Source organism: Litorivicinus lipolyticus (genome assembly GCF_009650135.1).
In the GTDB taxonomy this organism is placed as follows: domain Bacteria; phylum Pseudomonadota; class Gammaproteobacteria; order Pseudomonadales; family Litorivicinaceae; genus Litorivicinus; species Litorivicinus lipolyticus.
Map to the genome: position 1 here is coordinate 524,998 of NZ_CP045871.1, position 24,071 is coordinate 549,068.

At 59.8% G+C, this 24,071-nt stretch carries 23 protein-coding genes; 12 read left to right on the forward strand and 11 right to left on the reverse strand.

Annotated elements, in window-relative coordinates; genetic code table 11:
* Positions 1-80: 80 nt before the first annotated feature.
* Genes GH975_RS02685 through denD form a run of 3 tightly spaced genes read left to right on the forward strand, consistent with a single transcriptional unit; the run spans position 81 to position 3,145 of the window.
* Positions 81-998, forward strand: a complete 918-nt coding sequence (locus GH975_RS02685) for a dihydrodipicolinate synthase family protein (protein WP_153713035.1) — start codon at positions 81-83, stop codon at positions 996-998.
* A 9-nt stretch (positions 999-1,007) separates the two neighbouring features.
* On the forward strand, positions 1,008-2,159 hold the full coding sequence (locus tag GH975_RS02690; protein ID WP_153713036.1) for a fumarylacetoacetate hydrolase family protein: 1,152 nt from the start codon (positions 1,008-1,010) through the stop codon (positions 2,157-2,159).
* Between the two features lie 17 nt (positions 2,160-2,176).
* Entirely contained in the window at positions 2,177-3,145 is a 969-nt protein-coding gene (gene denD, locus GH975_RS02695) for a D-erythronate dehydrogenase (RefSeq protein ID WP_153713037.1), read from the forward strand.
* Here the strand turns inward: denD and GH975_RS02700 are convergent.
* Genes GH975_RS02700 through GH975_RS02715 form a run of 4 tightly spaced genes read right to left on the reverse strand, consistent with a single transcriptional unit; the run spans position 3,138 to position 7,547 of the window.
* Positions 3,138-4,076: a 2-hydroxyacid dehydrogenase gene (locus tag GH975_RS02700; RefSeq protein ID WP_153713038.1), complete on the reverse strand. Its 939-nt coding sequence runs from the start codon at positions 4,074-4,076 to the stop codon at positions 3,138-3,140. The genes denD and GH975_RS02700 overlap by 8 nt on opposite strands.
* A 24-nt stretch (positions 4,077-4,100) precedes the next feature.
* The gene (locus GH975_RS02705; RefSeq protein ID WP_153713039.1) at positions 4,101-4,940 is read right to left on the reverse strand and encodes a phosphogluconate dehydrogenase C-terminal domain-containing protein; all 840 of its coding nucleotides are present in this window, start codon (positions 4,938-4,940) and stop codon (positions 4,101-4,103) included.
* A 10-nt stretch (positions 4,941-4,950) separates the two neighbouring features.
* On the reverse strand, positions 4,951-6,303 hold the full coding sequence (locus GH975_RS02710; protein ID WP_153713040.1) for a four-carbon acid sugar kinase family protein: 1,353 nt from the start codon (positions 6,301-6,303) through the stop codon (positions 4,951-4,953).
* Positions 6,300-7,547, reverse strand: coding sequence for a ribulose-bisphosphate carboxylase large subunit family protein (locus tag GH975_RS02715; RefSeq protein ID WP_153713041.1), 1,248 nt, complete (start codon positions 7,545-7,547; stop codon positions 6,300-6,302). The genes GH975_RS02710 and GH975_RS02715 overlap by 4 nt, the downstream gene beginning before the upstream one ends.
* Positions 7,548-7,676: 129 nt before the next feature.
* Between GH975_RS02715 and GH975_RS02720 the strand changes: the two genes are divergently transcribed.
* Positions 7,677-8,846, forward strand: a complete 1,170-nt coding sequence (locus tag GH975_RS02720; RefSeq protein WP_153713042.1) for a pyridoxal phosphate-dependent aminotransferase — start codon at positions 7,677-7,679, stop codon at positions 8,844-8,846.
* Here the strand turns inward: GH975_RS02720 and GH975_RS02725 are convergent.
* Complete coding sequence (locus GH975_RS02725) at positions 8,843-10,186, reverse strand: NAD(P)H-dependent oxidoreductase (protein WP_153713043.1); 1,344 nt, start codon at positions 10,184-10,186, stop codon at positions 8,843-8,845. The genes GH975_RS02720 and GH975_RS02725 overlap by 4 nt on opposite strands.
* Before the next feature lie 119 nt (positions 10,187-10,305).
* Between GH975_RS02725 and GH975_RS02730 the strand changes: the two genes are divergently transcribed.
* On the forward strand, positions 10,306-11,181 hold the full coding sequence (locus GH975_RS02730) for an NAD(P)-dependent oxidoreductase (RefSeq protein ID WP_153713044.1): 876 nt from the start codon (positions 10,306-10,308) through the stop codon (positions 11,179-11,181).
* Here GH975_RS02730 and GH975_RS02735 read toward each other — a convergent pair.
* Entirely contained in the window at positions 11,178-12,023 is an 846-nt protein-coding gene (locus GH975_RS02735; RefSeq protein WP_153713045.1) for a fumarylacetoacetate hydrolase family protein, read from the reverse strand. The genes GH975_RS02730 and GH975_RS02735 overlap by 4 nt on opposite strands.
* Positions 12,024-12,026: 3 nt before the next feature.
* A complete protein-coding gene (locus GH975_RS02740) occupies positions 12,027-12,686 on the reverse strand; it encodes a GntR family transcriptional regulator (RefSeq protein WP_153713046.1) in 660 nt (219 codons plus the stop codon).
* A 216-nt stretch (positions 12,687-12,902) separates the two neighbouring features.
* Between GH975_RS02740 and GH975_RS02745 the strand changes: the two genes are divergently transcribed.
* From GH975_RS02745 to GH975_RS02775, 7 genes are all read left to right on the forward strand, one after another.
* Positions 12,903-13,916, forward strand: a complete 1,014-nt coding sequence (locus GH975_RS02745; protein WP_153713047.1) for a TRAP transporter substrate-binding protein — start codon at positions 12,903-12,905, stop codon at positions 13,914-13,916.
* Positions 13,917-14,074: 158 nt separating this feature from the next.
* Positions 14,075-14,827: a TRAP transporter small permease subunit gene (locus tag GH975_RS02750; RefSeq protein ID WP_211365830.1), complete on the forward strand. Its 753-nt coding sequence runs from the start codon at positions 14,075-14,077 to the stop codon at positions 14,825-14,827.
* Positions 14,828-14,830: 3 nt separating this feature from the next.
* Positions 14,831-16,462, forward strand: a complete 1,632-nt coding sequence (locus GH975_RS02755) for a TRAP transporter large permease (RefSeq protein ID WP_211365831.1) — start codon at positions 14,831-14,833, stop codon at positions 16,460-16,462.
* A gap of 57 nt (positions 16,463-16,519) precedes the next feature.
* Positions 16,520-18,010: a UxaA family hydrolase gene (locus GH975_RS02760; protein ID WP_153713049.1), complete on the forward strand. Its 1,491-nt coding sequence runs from the start codon at positions 16,520-16,522 to the stop codon at positions 18,008-18,010.
* Between the two features lie 15 nt (positions 18,011-18,025).
* Complete coding sequence (locus tag GH975_RS02765; protein ID WP_153713050.1) at positions 18,026-18,907, forward strand: NAD(P)-dependent oxidoreductase; 882 nt, start codon at positions 18,026-18,028, stop codon at positions 18,905-18,907.
* Entirely contained in the window at positions 18,904-19,626 is a 723-nt protein-coding gene (locus GH975_RS02770) for an SDR family oxidoreductase (RefSeq protein WP_153713051.1), read from the forward strand. Before GH975_RS02765 ends, GH975_RS02770 begins: the two co-directional genes overlap by 4 nt.
* 4 nt (positions 19,627-19,630) lie before the next feature.
* Positions 19,631-20,533: a DMT family transporter gene (locus GH975_RS02775; RefSeq protein WP_211365832.1), complete on the forward strand. Its 903-nt coding sequence runs from the start codon at positions 19,631-19,633 to the stop codon at positions 20,531-20,533.
* On the opposite strand, the gene otnC is transcribed toward GH975_RS02775, so the two are convergent.
* The 4 genes from otnC to GH975_RS02795 are packed head-to-tail and all read right to left on the reverse strand — an operon-like array spanning position 20,530 to position 24,047.
* Positions 20,530-21,168 carry a 3-oxo-tetronate 4-phosphate decarboxylase gene (otnC, locus tag GH975_RS02780; RefSeq protein WP_153713052.1) on the reverse strand — a complete coding sequence of 213 codons (639 nt, stop codon included), beginning with the start codon at positions 21,166-21,168 and terminating at the stop codon, positions 20,530-20,532. The two genes, GH975_RS02775 and otnC, sit on opposite strands and share 4 nt — an antisense overlap.
* Positions 21,155-22,384 carry a 3-oxo-tetronate kinase gene (otnK, locus tag GH975_RS02785; protein WP_153713053.1) on the reverse strand — a complete coding sequence of 410 codons (1,230 nt, stop codon included), beginning with the start codon at positions 22,382-22,384 and terminating at the stop codon, positions 21,155-21,157. Before otnK ends, otnC begins: the two co-directional genes overlap by 14 nt.
* A complete protein-coding gene (ltnD, locus tag GH975_RS02790) occupies positions 22,381-23,271 on the reverse strand; it encodes an L-threonate dehydrogenase (RefSeq protein ID WP_153713054.1) in 891 nt (296 codons plus the stop codon). Before ltnD ends, otnK begins: the two co-directional genes overlap by 4 nt.
* 14 nt (positions 23,272-23,285) lie before the next feature.
* A complete protein-coding gene (locus GH975_RS02795; RefSeq protein ID WP_153713055.1) occupies positions 23,286-24,047 on the reverse strand; it encodes an SDR family oxidoreductase in 762 nt (253 codons plus the stop codon).
* Positions 24,048-24,071: the final 24 nt, after the last annotated feature.

The following is a 24,071-nucleotide window of genomic DNA, read 5'->3' on the forward strand; positions in this document are numbered from 1 at the left end:
ATTTTAATGGCAATGCTCAAGCGCAGGTATTGGGCACACATAATAATCGGCGCTTGCGGGCCGACCATCGAGACAATGCAATGAATTATCCACGCTATTCGGGGATTTGGCCGGTCGCCCCAACGCCGTTTACTGATAACGGAGCCCTTGATCTACCTGGCATGCGTCGGGTTTTGGACTTGATGATCGACCAAGGCGTCGATGGCATCTGCATCTTGGCCAATTTCTCGGAACAGTTTTTGATTACCGACGCCGAGCGCGAACAGCTGACGCGGCTGTGCCTTAAACATGTCGCCGGGCGTGTGCCGGTGATTGTCACCATCAGCCACTATGCGACCCCGATCGTGGTCGAGCGTGCGCGCTTGGCCAAGGACCTGGGCGCGGACATCGTGATGATGATGCCGCCCTACCACGGCGCCTTGATGAAAGGCTCGGCGGCCCAGACCTTTGAGCAGTTCCAAGCGGTCGGCGAGGTCGGCATTCCGATCATGCTCCAAGACGCGCCTTTGTCGGGGGTCGATTTGCCGGTGCCGCTGCTGGTCGAGATGGCGCAAAAAATTGAGATGCTGAAACTGTTCAAAATCGAGTGCCCACAGGCCGCGGCCAAATTGCGCGCCCTGATTGAACAGGGTGGCGCCGCGATTGAGGGGCCCTTCGATGGCGAGGAAGCGATCACGCTGCTGGCGGACTTGGACGCGGGGGCCACTGGGACTATGACCTCGGCCATGATCCCCGATTTGATCGGTCCGATCGTGCGCGACTTTGCCGCCGGCCGCCGTGACGCCGCGATTGCCCAGTACGCACGGGTATTGCCGGTGGTTAACCATGAAAACCGTCAGTGCGGTTTTCGCTCGGCCAAGGCCGCGATGATGGCCGGTGGCGTCATTCAATCCGATTTTTGCCGTCATCCAATCGCGCCGCTTCACCCAGCCACCCGAGCCATGCTGCTCGAGTTGTTGACGCCATTGGATCCCCTGGTCTTGAACTGGGGTCGCTAGGAGCTCGTTATGTTGCCGTATTCAAACCCCACGCCCGGCGCGACCTTGATCGGTCGTATCTGGCTTCCCGGTCAGGGCCCTGCGCTGGTGCGCGTGGACGGTGATCAGGTGGTCGATATCACCTGTGCCGATTACCCAACCGCACAGGCCTTGTTCGACGCACCGGACTGCGTTTTGGTGGCCCGCGCCTTACCCGGCCGCGTGGTCACCGATTTGGCGACGCTGGCGCAGGCCTCGCTGAACGCGGGTGCGGACGATCTGCGGCTGTTGGCGCCGGCGGATTTACAAGCGATCAAAGCCTCCGGTGTGACCTTTGCCGACAGCATGGTCGAACGCGTGATTGAAGAGCAGGCGGCGGGGGACCCGGATCGCGCCGAGGCCATCCGCGAAAAAGTCACCCGCATTATTGGCGACAGTTTGTCCGGGATCGAACCGGGTTCGGCGGACGCCGAACGGGTCAAGGCGGTCCTGAAAAGCGAGGGGCTGTGGTCTCAGTACTTGGAAGTTGGGATTGGTCCGGACGCGGAAGTGTTTACCAAATGCCAGCCCATGGCGGCGGTTGGGTTCGGCGCCGAGGTCGGGTTGCACCCGATCTCGTCGTGGAACAACCCCGAGCCGGAAATCGTGCTGGTGATCAATGGCGGCGGCGTCATTGTCGGTGCGACCTTGGGCAATGACGTTAATTTGCGCGACGTTGAAGGCCGCTCCGCGCTGTTGTTGGGTAAAGCTAAAGACAACAACGCCAGCTGTGCGCTGGGGCCCTTTGTGCGCTTGTTTGATGGCGACTACAGCCTCGACAGGGTGCGCGCGGCTGAGCTGAGTTTGACGGTCAGCGGAGACGACGGTTTCGTGCTCGAGGGCGCCTCGTCGATGGCTAAAATCAGTCGCGATCCGGCGTCGATCGTCGCTCAAACGGTCGGGTCGCATCATCAATACCCGGACGGGTTCCTGCTGTTTTTGGGAACCCTGTTTGCACCGGTTCAGGACCGTGATGCACCCGGCCAGGGCTTCACCCATCACCTGGGTGACGACGTGCGTATTCGTGAAGCGGCGCTGGGCGAATTGCGCAACTCGGTGAACTTATCAACACGTTGCCCGCCCTGGACATTTGGCACGGCGGCACTCATGCGAAATCTGGCCCAACGCGGGCTGCTCACATAAATTCAATGGAGAACACTGTGAAGGTATTGATTATTGGAGGCGGCGGTTTCGTCGGCCAGAAATTGGCACGTTCGTTGGTCGCTCGGGGTCAATTGGACGGGCAGGCGATTCAGTCCATCAGTTTGGTCGACGTGGTCATGCCAGCATCGATCGAGAGCGCCGCCATTGCAGTCAACAGTTCGGTCTGTGATATCACCGACCCGGCGTCGATTGCCAACGCCCTCGATGCCAGTGTCACGCACATCTTTTTGCTGGCAGCGATTGTATCGGCGCATGCCGAAGAAGATTTTGATGCCGGTATGCAAATTAATATGCAGGGTGTGTGGAACGTGCTCGAACGCGCCCGTGCCCTTGGTAGCGTGCCGAAGGTCATCTTTACCTCGTCGATCGCGGTCTACGGCGGCGAAGTGCCCGATCCGATAACCGATCACAGTTTCCTGAACCCCCAAGGCTCCTACGGCATTCAAAAGGCGATTGGCGAGCTGTTGTTAAACGATTACAGCCGCAAGGGCTTCGTCGACGGCCGTGGCTTCCGCTTGCCGACCATCTCCGTGCGCCCGGGCAAGCCCAACCGCGCCGCGTCAAGCTTCATGTCGTCGATACTGCGTGAGCCGCTAAACGGCGAGTCCGCGGTGTGCCCGGTTGACGATGACTTCCTGCACTACTATTTGTCGCCGCGCAAATGCGTTGAAAATCTGATTAAAGGGGCTGAATTGGCGGCCGCCGATTTGGGCCAGAACCGTTGCATGTTGATGCCCGGCAAGACCTGGAGCATCGGCCAGCTGATCGAAGCACTGACGGCGGTGGCGGGCCCGGGCCCTGCGCAGTTGATCCGACGCGAATCGCAGCCGGATATTCAGCGAATTGTTAAAGGCTGGCGCTTTGATTTTCACGCCGACAAAGCTTTGGCGCTGGGCCTAAGCGCGGACGAGTCGTTCCAAGACAACGTCCGCTATTACCTTGAGGATGACGCGCCGGTTAGTTAACCGGCGTCAACAGGGCCTGGCCCGTTGTAAACGCGCTGACATTGTCGCGCTGCAACTGGGCCATGGCGGCGCGGGTTTCAACCGTGGCTGACCCCTGGTGCGGCTGAAAGCTGACATTGTCCAGCGCCAGAAAACGCGGGTCGATGTGCGGCTCGTTCAAGAACACATCCAACGCCGCGCCGCCCAGGGTGTTGGCTTCCAACGCGTCCAGCAACGCGCCCTCGTCGACCGTTGATCCGCGTGAAATATTAACCAGCACCCCGTTCGGCCCAAGCGCGTCGATCACCGCTTTAGAAACGAAGTTTTGCGTGTCCGGGCCACCGACCAGCGCGACTATCAAGTAGTCCACTGATTGCGCCAGTGATACCGGGTCGCTGTGGAACTGCCAGCCGGGGGTGTCTTTTTGGCTGCGCGCAAAGTAGTGAATTTCGCTTTTGAAGGCGGCCAAACGATCGGCGATATCGCGGCCAATGCGGCCCAATCCCAAGATGCCGACTTTGCGGCCTGATACTTTTCGGCCCAACGGGTAAGCGCCCTGACTGGACCAGTTGCCGTCGCGCACCCAACGACTGGCGCCTTCGTACTGGCGTTCATGCGCCAGCAACATCAGTACGGTTAAATCGGCGACGTCGTCGTTCAGCACATCCGGGGTGTTAGTCACGCGCACGTCGCGCGCCGAGGCGGCGACGGTGTCGATGGCGTCATAGCCGACGCCGAAGTTAGCAATCAGGCCCAGGGCTGGAAATGCGTCCATCTCGGCGCCGCCAAAGGCGTGGTGGCCGCGGTAGGCGATCGCCGTGATGGCGCCGCGCTCGGCCTCGCTCAGTTGGGCTGCGTCGGCCAGCGATGGGCTATAAAGGGGGTCAAAGGCGGCCTCGGTAATGGCGCGCTCGGCATCACTTTCCGGCCCGATGACTAGTACATTCGACATGGTTATAGATCCTTTTTAGCTCGGTTAGTCGGCACAGATGTCCCGCACGGATTTTTTAATGGCATCGAGGTTAAACACCTCATCCAACCACTGGTCTTTGAAGACCACGGATTTGGCCTGGTCGATCGCCATTAAGGCGCCGTCCGAGAAGCGTCCCTCGGGAAAGATACCAAAGGCAATCGCCAACTCAATTTTTAAGTGGCCCAGAATAAAGTCATGCGCGGCTGCGGCCGGCACGCCCATGGAAATGGCTTTGTCGGTGGCTTCGCGCAGCGCCATGGCAAAGGTCGCGCCGACGGTTTCCGACAGCGCCGGTTCCAAGATGGCAATCTGTTCGAGGCTGCAGCGGTGACTGCGCGATACCGGCGCATAGATCACCTGGGCCACTTCTTCGCACAGCGCGTAATGCGCGTCCGGTCCCTGAATCAGCGCACACACAATCGCCTGGGGCGCTGCGATGCCACCAAAGTAGTCCTGCTGGGCTGCGCGACTGTCGTGTGCCTCCAGGATGTGCGGGTGGCAGGGGTGCGTGCAAAAATAGGTGATGTCGGCGCGCTCGGGCAATTCCCCTGCATAGGGTGCGGCGGCGTCCAGCACGATGACGGCGGCACCGGGTTTTAATTGCGCAATAAAGGTGTGGGCGATTTTGCCAATCAGTTTGTCCGGCACTGCCATCAAAACGATGTCGGCCTCGGCCAAGGCCAGCGCTTGCTCGACCGCTTCAAGCCCGGTGGCGTCGCGCAGTCGCGCACGGCCCTCGACGGAAATTTCGACCGGGTCGAGCTCGAAGCGTGAGTGGTTCAGGTTAGTTGCCAGGCGCACGCCCATTTTTCCGCCGGCACCCAGTAACGCTACTTTGGTCATCGTGTTTTCCTCATTGGGGGCCTGCGCCCGCTTTTATCCAGCCGAAGAAGTCGGCACTGCCCATCTGACCGCCCTTGAGAGCCAACTCCAGGCCTTGCCAAGCCGGGTCTTCGGAGTGGGCCTGCATCAGCGGCGCACCGGGCACCGTTTGGGCCAGCGCGGTCAGGGCGTAAATGTCCATGCATTGGCAGACAAAGCCTGCACTGTCACCACCGGCGACGACTGCGCGTCGCAGCCCCGTGGTCAGTAAAACAGATTTGAGTAGCTGCCCCAGCGCCGCACCGATTTCAGCCTGCACCTGGTCCAGGTTCAATCCCAGCTGGTTGACCGTGTCGGTCAGCGCGGCCACGGCCGGATCGTCGGGCCCTCGGGCGGAACAAATCAGCGGGTCACGTCCATCGTCGATCGCGATCAAGGCGGCGTCCAGCGCCGCCTGGACGATGCCGGCGTCGCCGCGCGCCAGTCCAGCGGCATCTAACTGGATGACCGCAAAGCCGTTGTGTTCGGCCCATGCAATTTGCGCTGCACTGACCGGCGACACTGAACCGGACACCACCGGCAAGCATGCAACAGGACCGGCATTGGCGGCCGTGGGCGGCGCGGGCAACTGTCCGCTCGCGCGCCAGTGTTCGACCAGCGCGTATTGAATGCCCTGGGAGCCGACCACGAATCGGGGTTGATGCCGCCACAACAGCCCGCCAATGATCGCCATGTCCGCGTCAGTCATCGCATCAAAAGCAATCACGGACTGTTTGGCCGCTTGGCAGTGCGCCAGCGCCCGCTCGGCGTCGTCGGCCAAGTCCTCAAGGCTGATGACGCCGAACTTGGCATCGGTCTGGGCCGCTAAATGACGGCACACATCCGACTCATGCATCGGTGTGACCGGGTGATGAGCCATGCTGGGATGGCGGTCCAACCGATAGACACCGCCGGGCGCGCCGGCAAATAGGTGCCCAAAGGCCTGGTAGCGGCGCAGTTGAGGTGCCGCGATCAGCACCGCCACCCAGGTGTCGGCAAACGCCTTGCGCCCCAGTTCGATGGCGCGGCCGATCGAACCGATCCCCGGCGCACTGTCCAAGGTCGAGCACACTTTGTAGTGGATGATCGGGGCGCCAAATCCTCGCAAGGCGTCAAACGCCGCTGGAAGGTGATGGTCCATCCATGCCGGCGACTGAGCGCGGGCAGTGCTGGCCAGGCCGATGCCGCGGGCACCTTTAAATCGGTCGCGTTGGGCGGCGGTCGGTGCTGTCAAAAACAGCACCGACGCCAGGCCGGCAAAGGTCAAGACTTCAAGCGTCGCCGCAGCGCCGGTGAAATCGTCGCCGACCCACGCAATCAGTGGGCCGTCCGGCAGCGCCGTCATTGGTAAGCATCCAGGGCACGGACTAAGGCGGGGTGCTGCTGGGCATGGGTCGCGATCGGAATCCCGCGCATGGCCGCATGCCACCCTTCGCGCAGTGATGAAACGCCGGCGCCAGGCCCGTCTGGGTGACCCATGATCCCGCCCCCTGCGGCGTAGATCAGGTCCGCATGGCCCAGGCGTTGGTAGGTTTGTTCGATCTGTTTGACCGATTGGCCGGACGAAAAGACGGCCATTGCGCGCTGTGGGTGCTGGCTAAATATCGGCGTACTCAGCGACTGGGCCGAGCGCATGACGCTGTCGTTGTCTTCACTGAACTTGTTGTCCAAGCCATTCACGTGCAGGTGGTCGGCCCCGGCGATGCGCCACAGTTTGGACCACGCCCGGTAGTCCCACCCTAGCATCGGCGAGCGCGACAGGTAGCCCCAGCCATTGCGATGTGCATGGATTGGCAGCTGGGAATGGCGACTTAACCCCAAAAAACCAGTCATCCCAACCGAGTTGAGACTGGCCATGACACAGCTGCCGCCCAAGGCCTGAACCTGGTCGTGGCGGCGGCGCATTTGGTCGACTTCACCGGTGACATTGAAGGCGTACATGACTTTTTTGCCGGTCGCGTCGGCATGCCGATTGATCACTGCCATGACCGCTTCCGCGCGCGCATCAAAGGGGCACCGAGGGCCATCGCATTGCAATTCGTCGTCTTTGATAAAATCAATGCCGGCGTCAATCAGTGTGGTGACCAGCTGCGCCGTTTGGGCCGGATCCAAACCAACGGAGGGCTTGATGATGGTGCCGATGAGCGGCCCCTGATCGACCCCGGATAATGCACGGGTGCCACTGACGCCAAACTTTGGCCCGGGGTAAACGGAGGCAAAGGCGTCCGGAAGGCGCACATCCAGCAGACGTAGCCCGGAAAGGCCCTGTAGTTCAAACAGGTTGCCTGCGACGGTGGCAATCAAATTGGGCAGGTCGGCGCCAATGTTGTCCAACGGCCAGGATAAGGTGACCCGGGCTTGGGTGAATTCCGAACCCTGGTAGCGGCCGGGCAGGGCCGGGCCAGTCGCCGGTGCCAGCACCTCGATGTGCTCGACGCGTGCGGCACTGCGCTCTTTTAATTCGGGGGTCTCGTTGGGTACTGCGATAAAAGTGCCGGAACTTTGCTCGCCAGCGATAACCGCCGCCGCATGCTCGATGGGTTCGGGGGTCTGGACTAAATAATCGGCTTCAAAACGCTCCGATCGCATGCCTGGCTCCGTTACAGTCGCGCACCACGGCGCAGATGAATTATTATTTGCAACGGAATGGTATACCATAATCCGCTAGTGCGACAGCATCGACAATCGCCCGCGAGGGCCGGGACAGGAAACCCAGTTATGAGTTCATTGAAATTTGCCGCCAGCCTTTCCCGGCTGGGCACCGAATCAGCATTTGAAATTTTGGCCCGCGCCCAAGCACTGGCGGCCGGCGGTGCCGATATTATTAACCTAGGCATCGGCCAACCCGATTTCAAAACTCCGGAACATATCGTCGAGGCCGGCATCCAAGCGCTGCGTGATGGCCATCATGGATACACGCCGGCTAACGGAATTTTGCCGCTGCGCGAAGCGGTCTGTGCGGATTTGCACCGGCGCCATGGGGTCGAGGTTAACCCGGACAACGTGGTGGTGGTGCCGGGCGGCAAGCCCACCATGTTTTTTGCGATCATGATGTTTGGCGAACCGGGGGCGGAAATTATCTATCCCAATCCGGGCTTTCCGATCTATGAATCGGTGATCAATTACTCCGGGGCGACGGCGGTGCCGATGTCGCTGAAAGAGGAAAACGGATTCGCGTTTTCCGCCGACGAGGTGCTGGCCCAGATCAACCCCAACACGCGGCTGATCATTATCAATTCGCCAGCCAACCCGACCGGCGGTGTTACCCCGCGCGCGGAAATCGACAAGTTGGTCGCCGGCTTGCAGGCCCATCCACAGGTCGCGCTGATGTCGGACGAAATTTACTCGAACATGCTGTACGACGGCCGCGAGCACGTCAGCTTGCTGCAATACCCGGAGATTCGAGACCGCCTGATCATGTTGGATGGCTGGTCCAAAACCTATGCCATGACCGGGTGGCGGCTGGGGTATGCGGTGTGGCCGGATGCCATGGTCGAACAGGTCCAGCGGCTGTGCATCAATGATCACTCGTGTGTTAATGCGGCGACCCAGTACGCCGGTTTGGCGGCCCTCAATGGTCCCCAAGACGCGGTCCGCGACATGGTCGCCCAGTTTGATGTGCGTCGACAGCGCATCGTCGCCATGCTCAACGATTTGCCGGGTGTGTCCTGCACCGATGCGGCGGGGGCCTTCTATGCCTTCCCGAACATCACCGGCACCGGGTTGACCTCGACCGAGGCGCAAAACAAATTCTTAGAAGCCTGCGGCGTGGCGTCCGTCAGCGGGACCGCCTTTGGGGCGTCGGGCGAGGGCTACGTGCGCTTTTCCTATGCCAATTCGCTGGACAACATCGAAGAAGCGATGCGCCGTATTCGCGCGGTCCTTTAAGTCTTCGATAGCATTTTTCGCTGGGCCAGGCGAATTTGATGAAGGTCCAGGTCGTCGACGATATCGACATCGTCAAGCGTGACGATTTGGTCCTTGCGAATGGCGCGCTTTAGCTTGACGTGATGGGCCAGTCCGATCGGCAGGGCATTGTGCTGTGCCGATAGGGTGGCGGGAATGGCGTTCGCCCAGACCTTATAACCGCCCTCGCCGTCGAGGTAGTCGCCGGCGGCAAAATCGCCTTTTGCGGTCGCAACCGCGTCCGCTCGATAGGTGTTGGAGCAGCCGGTTGGTTCGTTGCGCAGGGCCGCTGACAACACCGACACGCTGGTTTCCAATCCGATCAGGTGAAAGGGTCGCCACATCGATCCATACCAACCGGAGTCGTCGGTCAACAAGCCGTACTGTTTGAAACAGTCGCGTGCGTATTGGTCCGGTGCCCGGAAGGTGACGAACATGCCGTATTGGATGTTGTTGAGGACAACGCGCCCGTCGGGCTCGCGGCTGGCTGCGATATCGACCAGTCCGGGTTTGTCGAGACGACCGCCGTCGGATTTGGGCTTGAAAACCTGGGCAAGGTCCTGAAGTCCAGCGGGGTGAAAGTCCAAGCCCCGGTCCGGACAGTCCAGCCCGGTGGCATTGGCGACGGCGGCCATCTCGATGGCGGCCTTAGTGCCGTCGGTAAATGAGTTATACATTTTTGCGTTGAAGTCGCCGGCCGCGACCTCTTCGTCGCTCCAGCCAAAAAAGCCCCACACCGTATCCGGCGTTGAGTAGCGGTAATGCGGCGCAAAGTTCATGCCTTTTCCGGCCGCGACCAATTCGAATCCAGAGCACCGGACCCAGTCCACCAGTTCGCAGATCGCCGCGGGTTGGTCGCCGTATGCCATCGAATACACCACGCCTTGCTGGGCCGCGCGCTTTGCTAGATAGGGGCCGCAGAGCACGTCCGCTTCGACGTTGACCATGACCAAGTGCTTGCCGGCGTCGATGGCGGCCATGGCATGCCGAACCCCGGCCAGGGGGTGTCCGGTCGCTTCAATGATGACCTCGATTTGATCGTCCTGAAATAGCGCCGCGGCATCGTCGGTCACCCAGGTGCTGCCGTCGCGATGGGCGTCGGCGATGGAGTTGGCGCTGTATTGGGCCTCGCTCCAATGAACCCGGTCAAACGCCTGGCGCGCTTTGGGAATGTCCAGGTCAGCCACCGCGACCACGTGATAGCCCTCGATGTGCTTGGCCTGAGCCAGCACCATAGAGCCAAATTTGCCGGCACCGATTAGCCCAACTTTGACCGACTTGCCGTTGGCAACGCGCGCTTGTAATAGCCTGTGTAGGTTCATGATTCGCTCAACATCCGTAGCAATTAGAGATGTCGAACATACGCCGGCGCACGGGCTTGCGATAGGCATTGGACGTATTTCGTGGCAACGTGGCTCGCGCCATGCGGGAGGAGGCTAGGATGAAGTTATCGATGATTGGGTTGGGCATGATGGGGCTGGGCATGGCCCGAAATCTATTGAAGGCGGGCCATGAGCTGGACGTCTTCGATTTGTCCGGCGACGCCTGCGCAGCAGTTCAGCAGGCTGGCGCAACAGCCCATGCCAGTGCCGCCGAAGCCGCCGCCGGTGCCGATCTGCTTTTGCTGATGGTCGCCAGCGGTCCGCAGTGCCAAGCGGCGCTGTTTGACAGTGGCGCGGCTGCGGCGTTGAGTCCGGGTGCCGTGGTCTTAATTTGCTCGACCATCGCGCCATCTGACGCCCGCGCAATCGCGGCGCAATTGGCGGCCATGAATTTGTCACTGGTGGATGCGCCGGTGTCCGGTGGCCAGGTCGGCGCTAATGCCGGACAGTTGACCATCATGGCCTCGGGGGCCGATGAGGCCATGGACCGGGTTGAACCCGTGCTTCAGGCTTTCGCCAAAAAAGTCCATAAGCTGGGCTCGGTCGCCGGCTTGGGGTCAACCTACAAAGTCGTCCATCAGCTCGCAGCCGGGGTCCATTTGGTGGCTGCGGCGGAACTCATGAATCTGGGGGTTCAGGCGGGTTGTGACGCCGAGCGGCTGTTCGACATTGTGTCGACGTCAGCGGGCAACAGCTGGATGTTTTCAGATCGCGTTCCGCGCATGCTGCAAGAGGACCCGGCGGCGACCTCGACGGTGGACATTTTCATTAAAGATTTGGGGTTGGTGCTGCAAACTGGGCAGGAAGCCCAGGCCAGCTTGCCGTTGGCGGCGGCGGCCTTTCAGATGTTGGTCGCGGCCCGCGGCTTGGGCCACGGGCGCGATGATGACAGTCAGGTTATTCAGGCCTACCAGGCCTTGACGAGTAAGGACTAGTCGGCGGCGACGGCGACCTGTCGCTGTTGCCCGAGGCCATCAATTTCCAGCTCCATGACGTCGCCAGGCTTCAAGAAACGCTGCGGGTTCATGCCCAAGCCAACCCCAGATGGGGTGCCGGTGGTGATGATGTCACCGGGCATCAACCGCATGAACTGGCTCATGTAGGCGACGATCTCGCGGACGCTGAAGATCATGTCGCTGGTGTTCGAGTCCTGAACGACTTCGCCGTTCAGCGCCAGCTGCAAACGCAGGGTCTGGGGGTCAGGGATTTCATCGGCCGATACCAAATAGGGTCCAATCGGGCCGAAGGTGGGGGCCGATTTGCCCTTGACCCACTGACCGCCTTTCTCAATCTGAAACTCGCGTTCCGAAACGTCGTTGATCAAGCAATAGCCGGCCACATAGTTCAGCGCGTCGGCTTCGTCGACGTACAGCGCTTCGCGGCCGATGACCACCCCCAGCTCGACTTCCCAGTCGGTTTTGACCGAGCGGCGCGGAATAATGACGTTGTCGTTGGGGCCGGACAGGCTGGAGCTGGCTTTGTTAAACAAGACCGGTTCACTGGGCGCATCCAGGCCAGATTCAGCCGCGTGCAGCGCATAGTTCAGCCCGACGCAGTAAAAGTTGCGAGTGTCGGCGACACAGGCACCGATGCGCGTTGACGGGTCGACAATGGGGTATTGGGTTAGGTCCAGCGCGGCAATGCGGGCAATGGCGTCGCACGAGATGTCGGCGCCAAAATAGTCCGGGACGACGCCTGTCAGGTCACGGATGTTGCCGTGGGCATCAATGGCACCGGGAGCTTCATGGCCTGCGGGGCCGAAACGTAACAGTTTCATCGCTTAATTTCCTTGTGGTGTGTTGGGTTCTAGGATTTCTTGCATGTCCTCGGCCAAATGTCCGAGGTGTTGATCAATGGCCGCCCGCGACGCGACCGGATCGCCAGATTTCACAGCGTCGACGATGGTGGTGTGATCGTGAACCATCTTGTTGCGGTTGCGCCGTTTGCTGGCGGAAATGAAGCGCGACCGCCACAGCCGCTGCAGGTACTGGCGATGGGTCGCTGCCAATGACGCATTGTGCGAAGCCTCCGCCAGGGCTGAGTGAAAGGTCATGTCAATTTCAAACATGTCCAGCGGGTCCATCGAGTCATAGTGCTCGGCCATGTAGGCGACCAATTCTTCAATCCGCGCAATGTCTTCGGCGGTCGCATGCAGGCACGCCAGTTCAACGGACAACTTTTCAAGCGCGATCAGTACCTCGGCTTGGTCTTTGACGACTTGCCCGTCCGGCCGCGCAACGATCGGGCTGCGCGACGGTCGCAACTCTACCAGGCCTTCTTTGGCCAGCATGCGCACGGCTTCGCGCATCGGGGTGCGGCTGACACCCATGTCGAGCGCATTGTCGCGCTCCTTGATCGGTGTTCCCGGGGGCAATTGGCCACGCAAAATACGCCGGCGCAGCGCGGTGGCGACGGTTTCTGCAAGTACGCTGTCTGACATCGATCGTGGCTCTCCGTGACCCTGACCACACATTCGCTGCGTCGTTAATTTGTTCGCGAACAAATGGTTGTAAATGAAAATTGCTTTGTTTAATCTGATTGGCGAATGGTATACCAATTGAGAATTCGAGTGTATAGCATCCGTCGCAAGCCCTGAGCATCGGGTGAAAGAAAAATAAAAAGCGGTGTCGATCACCGCACCATGGAGTAGGACCGTATGAACTTTAAAAAATCCTTACTAACCTCAGCTGTCGTAGCCGCGGTATCCGTGTCGGCATTTGCTGACCCTATTACACTGCGCGTTTCATCACACTATGCAACTGAGCACCCGACTGGTCAGATGCTGACCCAGTGGGCGGACGACGTTCAGACTATGTCTGGCGGCGACATCACCATTGAAATGTTCTATTCGTCATCAGTTGTTGCCACCACCGAAACATTCGACGCGGCGATCAATGGCATTTTGGATTGTGACGCTACCGGCGGCGCTTACCAGACCGGTAAAAACCCTGCGTTCCAGTTTGTTGGTGACATCATGGGCGGCTACGAGACTCCGTGGCAGCAGTACTCATGGCTGTACTACGGCGGCGGTTATGAAGCGGCACAGGAACTTTACAACGCCAACAACATGCAGCTGATCGGTTGGTCGATCTACGGTCAAGAATCTATGTCTTCTTCGACGCCTATCCGGGGCTTGGAAGATCTGAAAGGCTGGAAATTCCGTTCACCGCCCGGCATGGAAACTGAGATCTTTAAAGAGTTGGGTGCATCACCCATCGTGATGGATTTCACCGAGATCTTTACCGCGCTTGAAACCGGCATCATCGACGGTGCTGACGCGTCGGGCTTGTACAACAACGTTGGTCTGGGCTTGTACGACATCGTTAAGCACGCGACTTACCCCGGTTTCCACTCCATGCCGTCGGATCACATGGCGTGTAACCTGGACGTCTGGAACGGCATGACCGACCAGCAGCGCCTGATCATCGATACCGCATGGCAGAAACTGTCATTCCAAATCGCGATGGCCAACAGCAAGAAAAATGCTGAAGCCGCAACGGAGCTGAAGGCGGCCGGCGTAACCTTGCACACCTGGTCTGAAGCAGACCGTGCGGTGTTCCGTCAAGCGGCTCAGAAAGCATGGGATGACTGGGCAACTCGCTCACCTGAAGCTGGCGCGCTGGTTGCGAGCCACAAGAAATACATGAAAGAACTGGGCCTGATCGATTAATCGAGCCCATTTGAAGCGCAGCTGCCGGTCAGTTTGATCGGCAGCTGTTCTCTTAAGTTTCTAATAATAATTCCCCACTGCTTTTTTATAATAGGAGCTAAGCGATGACTAGCCAAAGTGTATGGTTAGGTTCTGCGCGTCAGCCAATGCGCTGGATAATGATTGGGTTTTTGGCCCTTGCCGCCGCTAACTTCTTGCTCATATTGGTTCTGAATTTGGTGTCCGAAGGCGACATTGGCATTCATGAGATGATTCGCCCCGCCGGTCGACCCCTGGTCGTCAGCATGTTGTTCTTCATTTTTGGATCAATCCTAACTACTTCAATTTATCTGTCCGACACGGTCGAGACCATCGAATGCGAGCCCCGCGGTTTCTTTGACATCGTGTCGTTGATCGCGTCGCGCATCGCGATGATTTTCACCACGCTGATCGTGCTGGTGATGTTTTACGAAGTCATTTCGCGCTACCTGTTTTCCGCGCCAACCCTGTGGGCGAACGAATTGTCATTGTGGTTGGCCGCGTTTGTGTTTTTGTTGGCCGGTCAATACGCCATGCAACAGCGCAGCCACATTCGCATTTACGTGCTGTACGACATGATGTCCCGGCCCTTTAAGAAGCTGTCGGACGTTTTGACCGTGTCAATGATCTGCGGCTTCACCTTTGCCCTGGTGTGGGGCAACTTCGCCGACGCCCAGCGCCGGTTCGATCGGATGGAGACCTTTGGCACCGCCTGGGATCCGCCGATGCCGGGGACTATTAAGCCGGCGATTCTGATCATCATTGTGTTGGTCGCTATTCAAGCGGTTTCAAACTTAATATCGGACTGGCACAAAGAGCCGGAAACCCACTCGCCAATGGACGACATTGACCAGAGTGAAATCGAGAACATCAAAAAGACGTTGGAGAACTGACGCGTGGAATTCTTTGATTTACTAGCCTGGATGAAGGTCGGGGACGTTGCCACGCTGTCCATCGTGTTGCTGCTGGGTATGTTGGTGCTGTTGGCGATCGGGATGCCATTGGGATTTGCCTCGGCTTTCTTGGCGGTCGCCGTCATCGTCATGAAGTTTGGTCCTGAAATTGCGTTCGGCCGTTTTGGTAGCGGTCCGCTCTCGGTGTTGGCGCAGGCCGTGTATCGGCAAATGACCAACTATGTACTGATATCGGTGCCGCTATTTATCTTCATGGCGGCGCTGTTGGAACGCTCTGGCATTGCCCGGGATATGTACTCGTCGTTGAACGTTTGGTTAAGCCGTACCCGTGGTGGTATTGCCCTGGTGACCTCGCTGATGGCGGTCATTATGGCGGCCATGTCCGGCATCATCGGTGGTGAAGTCGTGTTGCTCGGCCTGATTGCCTTGCCGCAAATGCTCAAGCTCGGTTATGACCGTGGGTTGGCCATCGGCACCATCTGTGCGTCCGGCTCGTTGGGCACCATGATTCCGCCGTCGATCGTATTGATCTTCTATGGGTTGGTGACTGAAACCTCGATCAAGGCCTTGTTCACGGCATCGTTCCTGCCTGGCTTCATTTTGGCCGCGATGATCATGCTGTACATCGTCATCCGTACGACCATTAACCCCTCCTTGGCGCCGCTGCCGGAACCGGACCCGAACGACCCCCAGGGTTGGGAAAAATTCCTGCGCTTCGTCGGCTTCTTGTGCAAGTTTGCGCTCGGTGTGTATACGGTGCTGATCTTGCGCGCGGTGTTCTTGACCGTGACTGGTCAGAACGATCCGGCGATCTTGGACGAGCCGGTGCGCTATGGCATGGCCTCGGATATCCCCTGGTTCGTTGGCACCTTTGTCGCGTTGTATTTGCTGATGCGCTTTGGGGTCGGCAAGCAACGGACCGATGAAGGCTGGGAAATGGGTCGCGGTCTGGTCGCACCGATCATCGTCATTGGCGTGGTCATGGGCTCGATTTACGCCGGCATTACCGGCATTACCGAAGCCGCTGGTATGGGTGTGATCGCGGTCTTTGTACTGGGCGCGATTCGCCGCGAGATGTCCTTCGAAGTGGTATGGGACAGCTTGGTCCGGACGCTGAAATCGACGGGTACCATCATATGGGTGACCATTGGTGCGGCGGCCTTGGCTGCGGCCTACACCCTGTCGGGCGGTCCGACTTACGTGGCCAACATGATTGTGGCGGCGGACTTGCCGACCATGGGCATCATTTTGACCATGATGGTGATCTTCCTGATCATGGGCATGTTTATGGACTGGGTCGGCATCGTCTTGCTGATCATGCCCGTGTTCTTGCCGATCGTGATGCAATTGCCGGTCGAAGAACTCGGCTTCTTTGGCCAGGCGCTGGAGCCGCGTCAGGTCGCGATTTGGTTCGGTGTGGTGTTCTGTATGAACATGCAGGTCAGCTTCCTGTCGCCGCCATTTGGTCCCGCTGCTTTCTACCTGAAGTCAGTCGCGCCGCCGGATATCTCGTTGACGGACATTTTCAAAGGCTTTTTGCCCTTCATCTGCTTGCAGTTGATGGCACTTGCGCTGTTGGTGTGCTACCCGCAGATCGTCACCGTCTTTTTGTAAGCTACGATGCCCCGCCCGGCGTTCCAGCCGAGCGGGGCACTTTTTGAGGTAAATCCTGTGAGTACTGTCCAACTGTCCCCTGCGGACAACGTGGCGGTGGCCACGGTCGAGTTGTGCGCCGGTGATTTTGGTGCGATCGAAACCATCCCCCGCGGTCACAAACTGGCGACACGCCCAGTTGCTCAAGGCGAACCGGTCTTGAAGTACGCCCAAGTCATTGGCTATGCGGCTTGCGATATTGCTCAGGGCGCGCACGTCCACGAGCACAACCTTGAGTTTCGCAATGTCTCGCAAATCTACGAATTTTCAACCCGCTTGCAGGACGTGCCCAAGGCCACTCAGGCCGATACCTTTATGGGCTACCGGCGCGCTAATGGCCGGGTCGGAACGCGCAACTATATTGCGATTCTAACTAGCGTTAATTGTTCGGCGACGGCGGCGCGCATGATCGCGCAGCACTTTACCCCCGAGCGGCTGGCGGACTACCCGAATGTCGACGGTGTCGCAGCCTTCGTGCACGGCACAGGCTGCGCCATGGGCGGCGACGGGACTGGCATTAAGTTCTTGCAGCGTGTGCTGTGGGGGTATGCCAAGCACCCGAACGTGGGTGGCGCGCTGATTGCGGGCTTGGGCTGCGAGACCATGCAGATCGACCGCTTGGTCGGGCATTACGGGCTAGAGCCGGGGCCGCTGTTTCAGGCCATGAATATCCAGGACAACGGCGGGCTGCAAAAAACCATTGAGCTGGGCATTGCCCAGGTCCAGGCCATGTTGCCGCTGGTCAACCAAGCCGAACGCGAACCCTGCCCGGCCTCGGAATTGATGGTGGCGCTGCAATGCGGTGGATCGGACGCCTGGTCCGGCATCACGGCTAATCCGGCGCTGGGCTATGCCAGCGATTTGTTGGTCGCCCAGGGCGGCAGTGTGGTGCTGGCGGAAACGCCGGAGATCTATGGGGCCGAGCACTTGCTGACGGCACGTGCGCGCACCGAAACGGTCGGCGGCGACCTGATTGGTCTGATTCGCTGGTGGGAGGACTACACCCAGCGCAACCATGGCAGCATGGATAACAATCCGTCGCCGGGTAACAAGAAGGGCGGCCTGACCACCATTTTGGAAAAGTCACTGGGTGCGGTCGCCAAGGGTGGCACCTCGCCACTTAACGGCGTCTATAAATATGCTGAGCCGGTGACCACCCCTGGCTTTAACTTTATGGACAGCCCGGGTTATGACCCAGCCAGTGTGACCGGACAAATCGCTAGCGGCTGCAACCTGGTGACCTTCACCACCGGGCGCGGTTCGGCGTTTGGGTCAAAGCCGGCGCCGACCCTGAAAATTGCCACCAATACGCCAATGTTTGAGCGCCTCAGCGCCGATATGGACGTCAATGCCGGACAGGTGTTGTCGGACGGCGCCAGTGTCGAAGCCGTCGGCCAGCAAATCTATCAGCGCTGGCTGCAGGTGGCGTCAGGCCAGGCAACCAAGTCTGAAGCCCAGGGCCTCGGGGACTATGAGTTTGTGCCGTGGCAAGTCGGCGCGGTGATGTAAACCAGGAGTTAACACATGAAAATTGGATTTATCGGACTTGGCCTGATGGGCCGCGCGATGGTCGAGTGCCTGCAAAACGCAGGACACGAATTGCGGGTTTTGGGTAACCGGGATCGCACTGGGGTCGATGAAGCGGTCGCCCGCGGTGGCGCCGAAGCCGCCAATGCACGTGAGCTGGTGGCTGCCAGCGACATGGTCATGCTGTGCATGGCAACGTCCGAACAGGTCGAGCAACGCATTTATGGCGACGACGGCGTGCTTGCTGGCATCAAAGCCGACCAAATTGTGATTGATTTCGGGACTTCGCTGCCCGGCTCAACCTTGAAAATTGGGGCCGATTTGGCGGCCAAAGGGGCCGGTTATTTAGACGCCCCCCTGGGCCGGACCCCGGCCTTTGCCAAACTCGGCCAGCTCAACATTTTGTGCGGCGGGGACTCGGCGATTTTTGAGCGGGCCAAACCGGTGTTGGATCAACTCAGTGAAAACCTGTTCTATTTGGGCGAGTTGGGCAGCGGTCACACCGTTAAGTTGCTTAACAACTATTACGCCATGACCAGCGCCTCGGCCATGTCCGAAGCCTTTGCCATGGCGGATGCGGCGGGCGTCGATCGCGACACCCTGTATAAGGTCGTCGCGGCTGGCCCGAACGGCTCAGCGATGATTGGTTTCATTCGTAATTTCGCGGTCGACGGCCAAATCGACCTGGCCTTTTCGGTTGCCAACGCGCGCAAAGACGTTGGTTACTACCGCCAAATGGTCGCGGACTTGGGCAAAACCAGTCGTATGTCCGGGGCCGCTTATGGGGTGCTCAGCGACGCCTGTGACAGCGGTGACGGTCAATTGATGGTCCCGGAACTGGTCAATTGGATGTCCGCGCATTTGGAGAAAGACGCATGAGATTGACCGGGAAACGTATTTTTGTGACTGCCGCCGGCCAAGGCATCGGCCGCGCGATTGCCGTGGCCATGGCTGCCGAGGGTGGCCATGTCATCGCCAGCGACCTGGATTCGGGCCTGCTCGCGGGCCTACCGGTGGCCGAGACCCTGGGCTTGAATGTGCTGGATAAACAGGCACTGGAGCGGGCAGTGACTGACGCCAACCCAGACGTGTTGGTCAACTGCACCGGTGTCGTCCACAGCGGCACCGTCAGCGACGCTAGCGACGCAGACTTTGACCAGGCCATGAACCTGAATGTGCGTGCGCACATGCACGCAATAGCTGCGGCCTTGCCGGGGATGATTGCCCGTCAGCAGGGTTCGATTATCAGCATCAGCTCGGTCGCTTCGAGCATTCAAGGATTGCCGAATCGCTTTATTTACGGCACGTCCAAGGCCGCCACCATCGGCTTGATTAAGTCGGTGGCCGCGGACTACGTGACCCAAGGCATTCGCTGTAACGGTATTGCCCCGGGCACGGTCGACAGCCCGTCGTTGCACGAACGGTTGCGGGCAACCGGCGACTACGACCAGGCCATGCAACAGTTCGTCGCCCGTCAACCGATGGGACGACTGGGCATGGACACGGAAATCGCGGCCTTGGCCGTGTACCTGGCATCCGACGACAGCGCGTACATGACCGGTCAATGCCTGTCCATTGATGGCGGTATGACGATCTGATCCAGTGAGCATAAAACCGCGCGAGGACAGGGCCACCAGTGGCGTCTTGATGATGCTGCTGGCGGTGATGTTGTTTACCGGCATCGACACCTCGGCGAAGTGGCTCAGCATCGCCGGGTTGCCGGTGATCGAGATCGTGTTCCTGCGTTATTTCGGTCATTTCATATTGGCCACTGGTTATTATTTGCCGACCTCGGGCCCCGCCATCTTTGTTTCCAACGCGCCCCGGATTCAGTTGTTGCGATCGACTTTTCTGTGTTTAAGCACCGTCAGCAATTTTTGGGCGCTTAAGTACCTGCCGATCACGGTGACCACGACGATTGCCTTTGCCGGGCCAATCGCCACGACCCTGTTGGCGATCCCAATCTTGGGAGAGCGCGTCGGTATTCATCGGATTATCGCCGTTTGTTGTGGTTTTTTTGGCGTACTGTTGGTCATTCAGCCCTGGAACGCGGCGTTTCATCCGGCCATGATTTTGAGTTTATTTAATCTGGTGATTGTGTCGGGCTATTTTATTACCACGCGGATGATCGCCGGGGTCGAGCGCAATGCCACGCAGCAGGTCTGGAGCAGTGGATTTGCCAGTATGGTGTTGGCACCGTTTGCGTTTGCTCATTGGGTTTGGCCGGATTCGATCACCCAGTGGTTGGTGATTGTCGCGATGGGCGCCTTTGGGGCGACCGGGCATATTTCGGCGACCGCCGCCCATCGTCGTGCTGACGCCTCGATACTGGCGCCGATGTTTTACACCCAGGTTTTCTCGGCGACGCTGGTCGGCATCTTTATTTTCGATACCTGGCCAACCTTGTGGACGCTGGCCGGCGGCGCGGTGATTATTGGTTCGGGGGCGTATATCTGGCAGCGCACCCGGCGTAAATCCAAAGCGCCGCCGGCGCCGTTGGTCTAGTTCCAGGGCACGTTGAACTGGGTCACCAGCTCGCTGATCTGGGCCGGTGATAAACGATTCGGTTCCAGCGCGCGCGTCAGGTACGCCAGTTTAGCCGTGGCTTCCAGTTCCTCGGCGGCATAGACCGCCGCTTCCAACGTTTTGCCCGTTACGACAGGCCCATGGTTGGCTAGCATCACCGCGCTGTGGCGGCCGGCCAAGTCGTGGATGTCCTGGGCAATACTGGGGCTGCCTGGGACGCGATACGGCAGCAGCCGGACCTGGCCCAGTTGCATGATCCCGTAGGGCGTCAGTGCCGGCAGCCAATCATCCTCATCGTCACACGGCAGCAGCGACAGCGTGGTCGCGTAACAGCTATGCAAATGCACCACCGCGCCGGTATGCGCGGCCCGGGACTGATAAAACGCCCGGTGCAGCGGCACTTCTTTGGTCGGTGCCGGCCCGCCGTCCAGGCTGCCGTCGGGGTTGATCACCGCCAGCCCTTCCGGCGTTAATCGGCCCAGCGAGCACCCGGTTGGGGTCACCAGCAACTGGCCGTTAGGCAGCCGCGCCGACAAATTGCCAGTGCTGCCGTGGGTCAGGCCGCGCTGGTAGAGGCTAAGGCCGAACTCACACAGCTGTTCACGCAGGTCCATCGGCTAACTCCAGCTGTTTTAGGGCGTCATCAAAGAAGCTGACTGCGCCAAAGTTGCCGCTCTTCAAGGCCAGGGCCAGGGGATCCGAGGCGCTGCCGGCGAAGGTCCAGGGCACCCCGGGACAGATCTCGGGTCCACAGCGCACCTGGCGCACGCCCAAGGCTTGGGCGACCGCACCTGAGGTTTCGCCGCCGGCCACGACAAAGCGCCGGACGCCGCGGGCGTAGGCCGCCTGTGCGATCTGGCTAAGAGCAGATTCGACTTGGCTGCCGGCTTCGGCGACGCCCATGCTCGACTGGGCCGCACGCACCGCCGCCGGGTCGTCGGTGGCGTAAATCAACGCTGTTTGCTCGGCCGGCAGTTGGTCCAACCACGCGACGCAGGCGTCGATGTCGGCCGCGCCCAACTGGCCTGGTTTGATTTGGTAGCTGGGACGATCGGCGCTCCAATGGGCGACCTGTCGGCGCGTCATTTCCGAGCAACTGCCGCTGAGGACCAGGCTGCGGCCGGGCACCTGAGGGTCCGCTTCGGGTTGGTGGTTAGCCAGTCCAAGGCGCGCCGGAAGCGGCATTGCCAAGGCACTGCCACCAGTCAGCATGACATGGTCGGGGAGGCTGGCAACGATCTGTTCCAGGTCGTCAAATTCGACCGCGTCGGCAATGATGTGTTCGGCATCCGGCAGTGCGCTTTGACTGCGTTGGTCGGCGCGCGAGAACAGGGCGACGCGCCCTGCGACCTGCGGCGTTAGCACCCGCACCAGGTTGGAATCCGTCATCGGCGTTAGTGGGTGGTCTTTGAGGCTGGATTCGCTGAGCAACTGTTGGCCGACGAACAGGTGGCCCATATAAACGCTGCGACCGTTTTCGGGAAAGGCCGGGCAGTAAATCGCCTGGGTCTTGCCACTCAGTGCCATTAAGGCTTCCGAGACTGGGCCAATGTTGCCCGTGGCGGTGGAATCAAAGGTCGAGCAGTATTTCCAGTACAGCTGCTGGGCCCCGCCGGCCAATAACCAGCGTCCCGCGGCGGTGCAATCGGCAACGGCGGTAGCGACCGGCTCGGTGCGGCATTTTAGCGCGACAATTTCGATGTCCGCGTGGCCGTCGGACGGGCCATCGGGCAGCCCGAAGTGCAGCTGGACCGACGCACCGCTGCGTCGTAGCAGGCCGGCGAGGTCGGTGGCGCCGGTGAAATCATCGGCAATGCATCCCAGTATCATTCGTCCATCCCCGGCAAGCGTTGCTGTGATTGGCGCGCTAACAGCTGGGCCACGGCGCTGTCATCGAGGCGCCCGAGGCCGGCCTGGGAGGCGTCGGCAAACAGCCCAAGCGAGGTGTCGGTCAGCGGTGTGACCGCGGCTTCGGCGCGCGCCTCGTGCTGAACGATGCCCAGGTCCTTAACAAAAATGTCGACGCTGGACAGCGGTCGGTAGTCGCCGTCGGCAATGTGCGGCGCGCGGTTTTCGAACATCCACGAGGTCCCAGCACACTTGCTGATGACGTCAATGACCTGGTGCAAGTCCATGTCCAGCGCCGCCGCCAGGTTCATCGCCTCGGCGGCGGCGGCAATGTGAACGCCGGCCAACAGCTGGTTGATGGTCTTCATCTTTGAGCCTTCGCCGGCGGCGTCGCCCAAGCGGAACACGTGCTCGGCGATGGCATCCAGTACCGGCTGTGCGTGTTGCATGCTGGCCGGGGTTGCGGAGGCCATGACCGACATGCGGCCTTCGCTGGCCTTTAAGGCGCCGCCGGACACCGGCGCATCGATGTAGCCAAAGCCGCGTTCGATGACCCGTGCAGCCAGATCTTTGGCGATGCTGGGTGCCAACGTGACGCAGTTCATAACGACGGCGCCGGGTGACAGTTTATCCAGCAGCGGACTGTCGAAAATCACCGATTCTGCTTGTTGCGCATTGACCACAAAAATCAGTGCAACATCAATGCTATCGGCGTTATCCAGTCGATCGATGGGGGTGCCACCGTCGGCAGCAAAGGCATTGAGTGCATCGGCATTCAGGTCAAAGCCGACGCTGGTTAGGCCGGCACGATGACAAGACAGGGCCGCGCCCATACCCATCGAACCTAACCCAATGGTCAGTGTTTTCATTTTACGTTCCTCAATTATAGGCAGGCAGTCATGCCGCCATCAACAAATAGGGTTTGGCCATTAACAAAGCTGGATGCGGCGGAGGATAGGAACACACAGGCCCCGACCAGTTCATCGATTTGGCCCCAACGACCGGCGGGTGTGCGTTTCTCGATCCACGCACAAAAGGTCGGGTCGCTGACCAAGGCCGCATTTAACGGCGTGTCGAAATAGCCCGGTGCGATGGCGTTGCAATTCAGGCCGCGACCGGCCCAGTCCGTGGCCATGCCTTTGGTCAGGTTGGCAATAGCGCCTTTGGAGGCCGTATAGGGGGCAATGCCGGGACGCGCCATGGCGGTCTGGACACTGGCGATGTTAATGATTTTGCCCTGACCACGTTGCAGCATGTGGCGCGCGGCGGCTTGGCCGACGTAAAAGGCCGAATACAGGTTGGTCCGCATCAGCTGGTCAAAGGCGTCGACCGGAAAGTTTTCAAGCGGTTCGCGAAACTGCATACCTGCGTTGTTAACCAGAATATCAATCGGCCCATGTTCGCGCTCGAACCCATCGATGGCTTGGGCGCAGGCATCGGCGTCGGTGACGTCAAACCCCAGCGTTCGGACATCCCAGCCCTCTGCGCTGAGTGTGCGCTGGGCGTCGTTCAAGCGTTCGGTGTTGCGTGCATTCAATACGATTTTGGCGCCGGCCTGGGCCAGTCCCCGGGCCAACGCAAAGCCGATGCCCATCGAGGAGCCGGTGATTAGGGCAGTCTTGCCGGAGAGGTCAAAGAGGTTCATGTTGGTCTCACTGTTTAGCAGCTA

Coding starts and splice junctions, on each gene's coding strand:
- GH975_RS02685 (WP_153713035.1), top strand. CDS start 81: ATGAATTATCCACGCTATTCGGGGATTTGGCCGGTCGCCCCAACGCCG.
- GH975_RS02690 (WP_153713036.1), top strand. CDS start 1,008: ATGTTGCCGTATTCAAACCCCACGCCCGGCGCGACCTTGATCGGTCGT.
- GH975_RS02700 (WP_153713038.1), bottom strand. CDS start 4,076: ATGTCGAATGTACTAGTCATCGGGCCGGAAAGTGATGCCGAGCGCGCC.
- GH975_RS02705 (WP_153713039.1), bottom strand. CDS start 4,940: ATGACCAAAGTAGCGTTACTGGGTGCCGGCGGAAAAATGGGCGTGCGC.
- GH975_RS02710 (WP_153713040.1), bottom strand. CDS start 6,303: ATGACGGCGCTGCCGGACGGCCCACTGATTGCGTGGGTCGGCGACGAT.
- GH975_RS02715 (WP_153713041.1), bottom strand. CDS start 7,547: ATGCGATCGGAGCGTTTTGAAGCCGATTATTTAGTCCAGACCCCCGAA.
- GH975_RS02720 (WP_153713042.1), top strand. CDS start 7,677: ATGAGTTCATTGAAATTTGCCGCCAGCCTTTCCCGGCTGGGCACCGAA.
- GH975_RS02725 (WP_153713043.1), bottom strand. CDS start 10,186: ATGAACCTACACAGGCTATTACAAGCGCGCGTTGCCAACGGCAAGTCG.
- GH975_RS02730 (WP_153713044.1), top strand. CDS start 10,306: ATGAAGTTATCGATGATTGGGTTGGGCATGATGGGGCTGGGCATGGCC.
- GH975_RS02735 (WP_153713045.1), bottom strand. CDS start 12,023: ATGAAACTGTTACGTTTCGGCCCCGCAGGCCATGAAGCTCCCGGTGCC.
- GH975_RS02740 (WP_153713046.1), bottom strand. CDS start 12,686: ATGTCAGACAGCGTACTTGCAGAAACCGTCGCCACCGCGCTGCGCCGG.
- GH975_RS02745 (WP_153713047.1), top strand. CDS start 12,903: ATGAACTTTAAAAAATCCTTACTAACCTCAGCTGTCGTAGCCGCGGTA.
- GH975_RS02750 (WP_211365830.1), top strand. CDS start 14,075: ATGATTGGGTTTTTGGCCCTTGCCGCCGCTAACTTCTTGCTCATATTG.
- GH975_RS02765 (WP_153713050.1), top strand. CDS start 18,026: ATGAAAATTGGATTTATCGGACTTGGCCTGATGGGCCGCGCGATGGTC.
- GH975_RS02770 (WP_153713051.1), top strand. CDS start 18,904: ATGAGATTGACCGGGAAACGTATTTTTGTGACTGCCGCCGGCCAAGGC.
- otnC (WP_153713052.1), bottom strand. CDS start 21,168: ATGGACCTGCGTGAACAGCTGTGTGAGTTCGGCCTTAGCCTCTACCAG.
- otnK (WP_153713053.1), bottom strand. CDS start 22,384: ATGATACTGGGATGCATTGCCGATGATTTCACCGGCGCCACCGACCTC.
- ltnD (WP_153713054.1), bottom strand. CDS start 23,271: ATGAAAACACTGACCATTGGGTTAGGTTCGATGGGTATGGGCGCGGCC.
- GH975_RS02795 (WP_153713055.1), bottom strand. CDS start 24,047: ATGAACCTCTTTGACCTCTCCGGCAAGACTGCCCTAATCACCGGCTCC.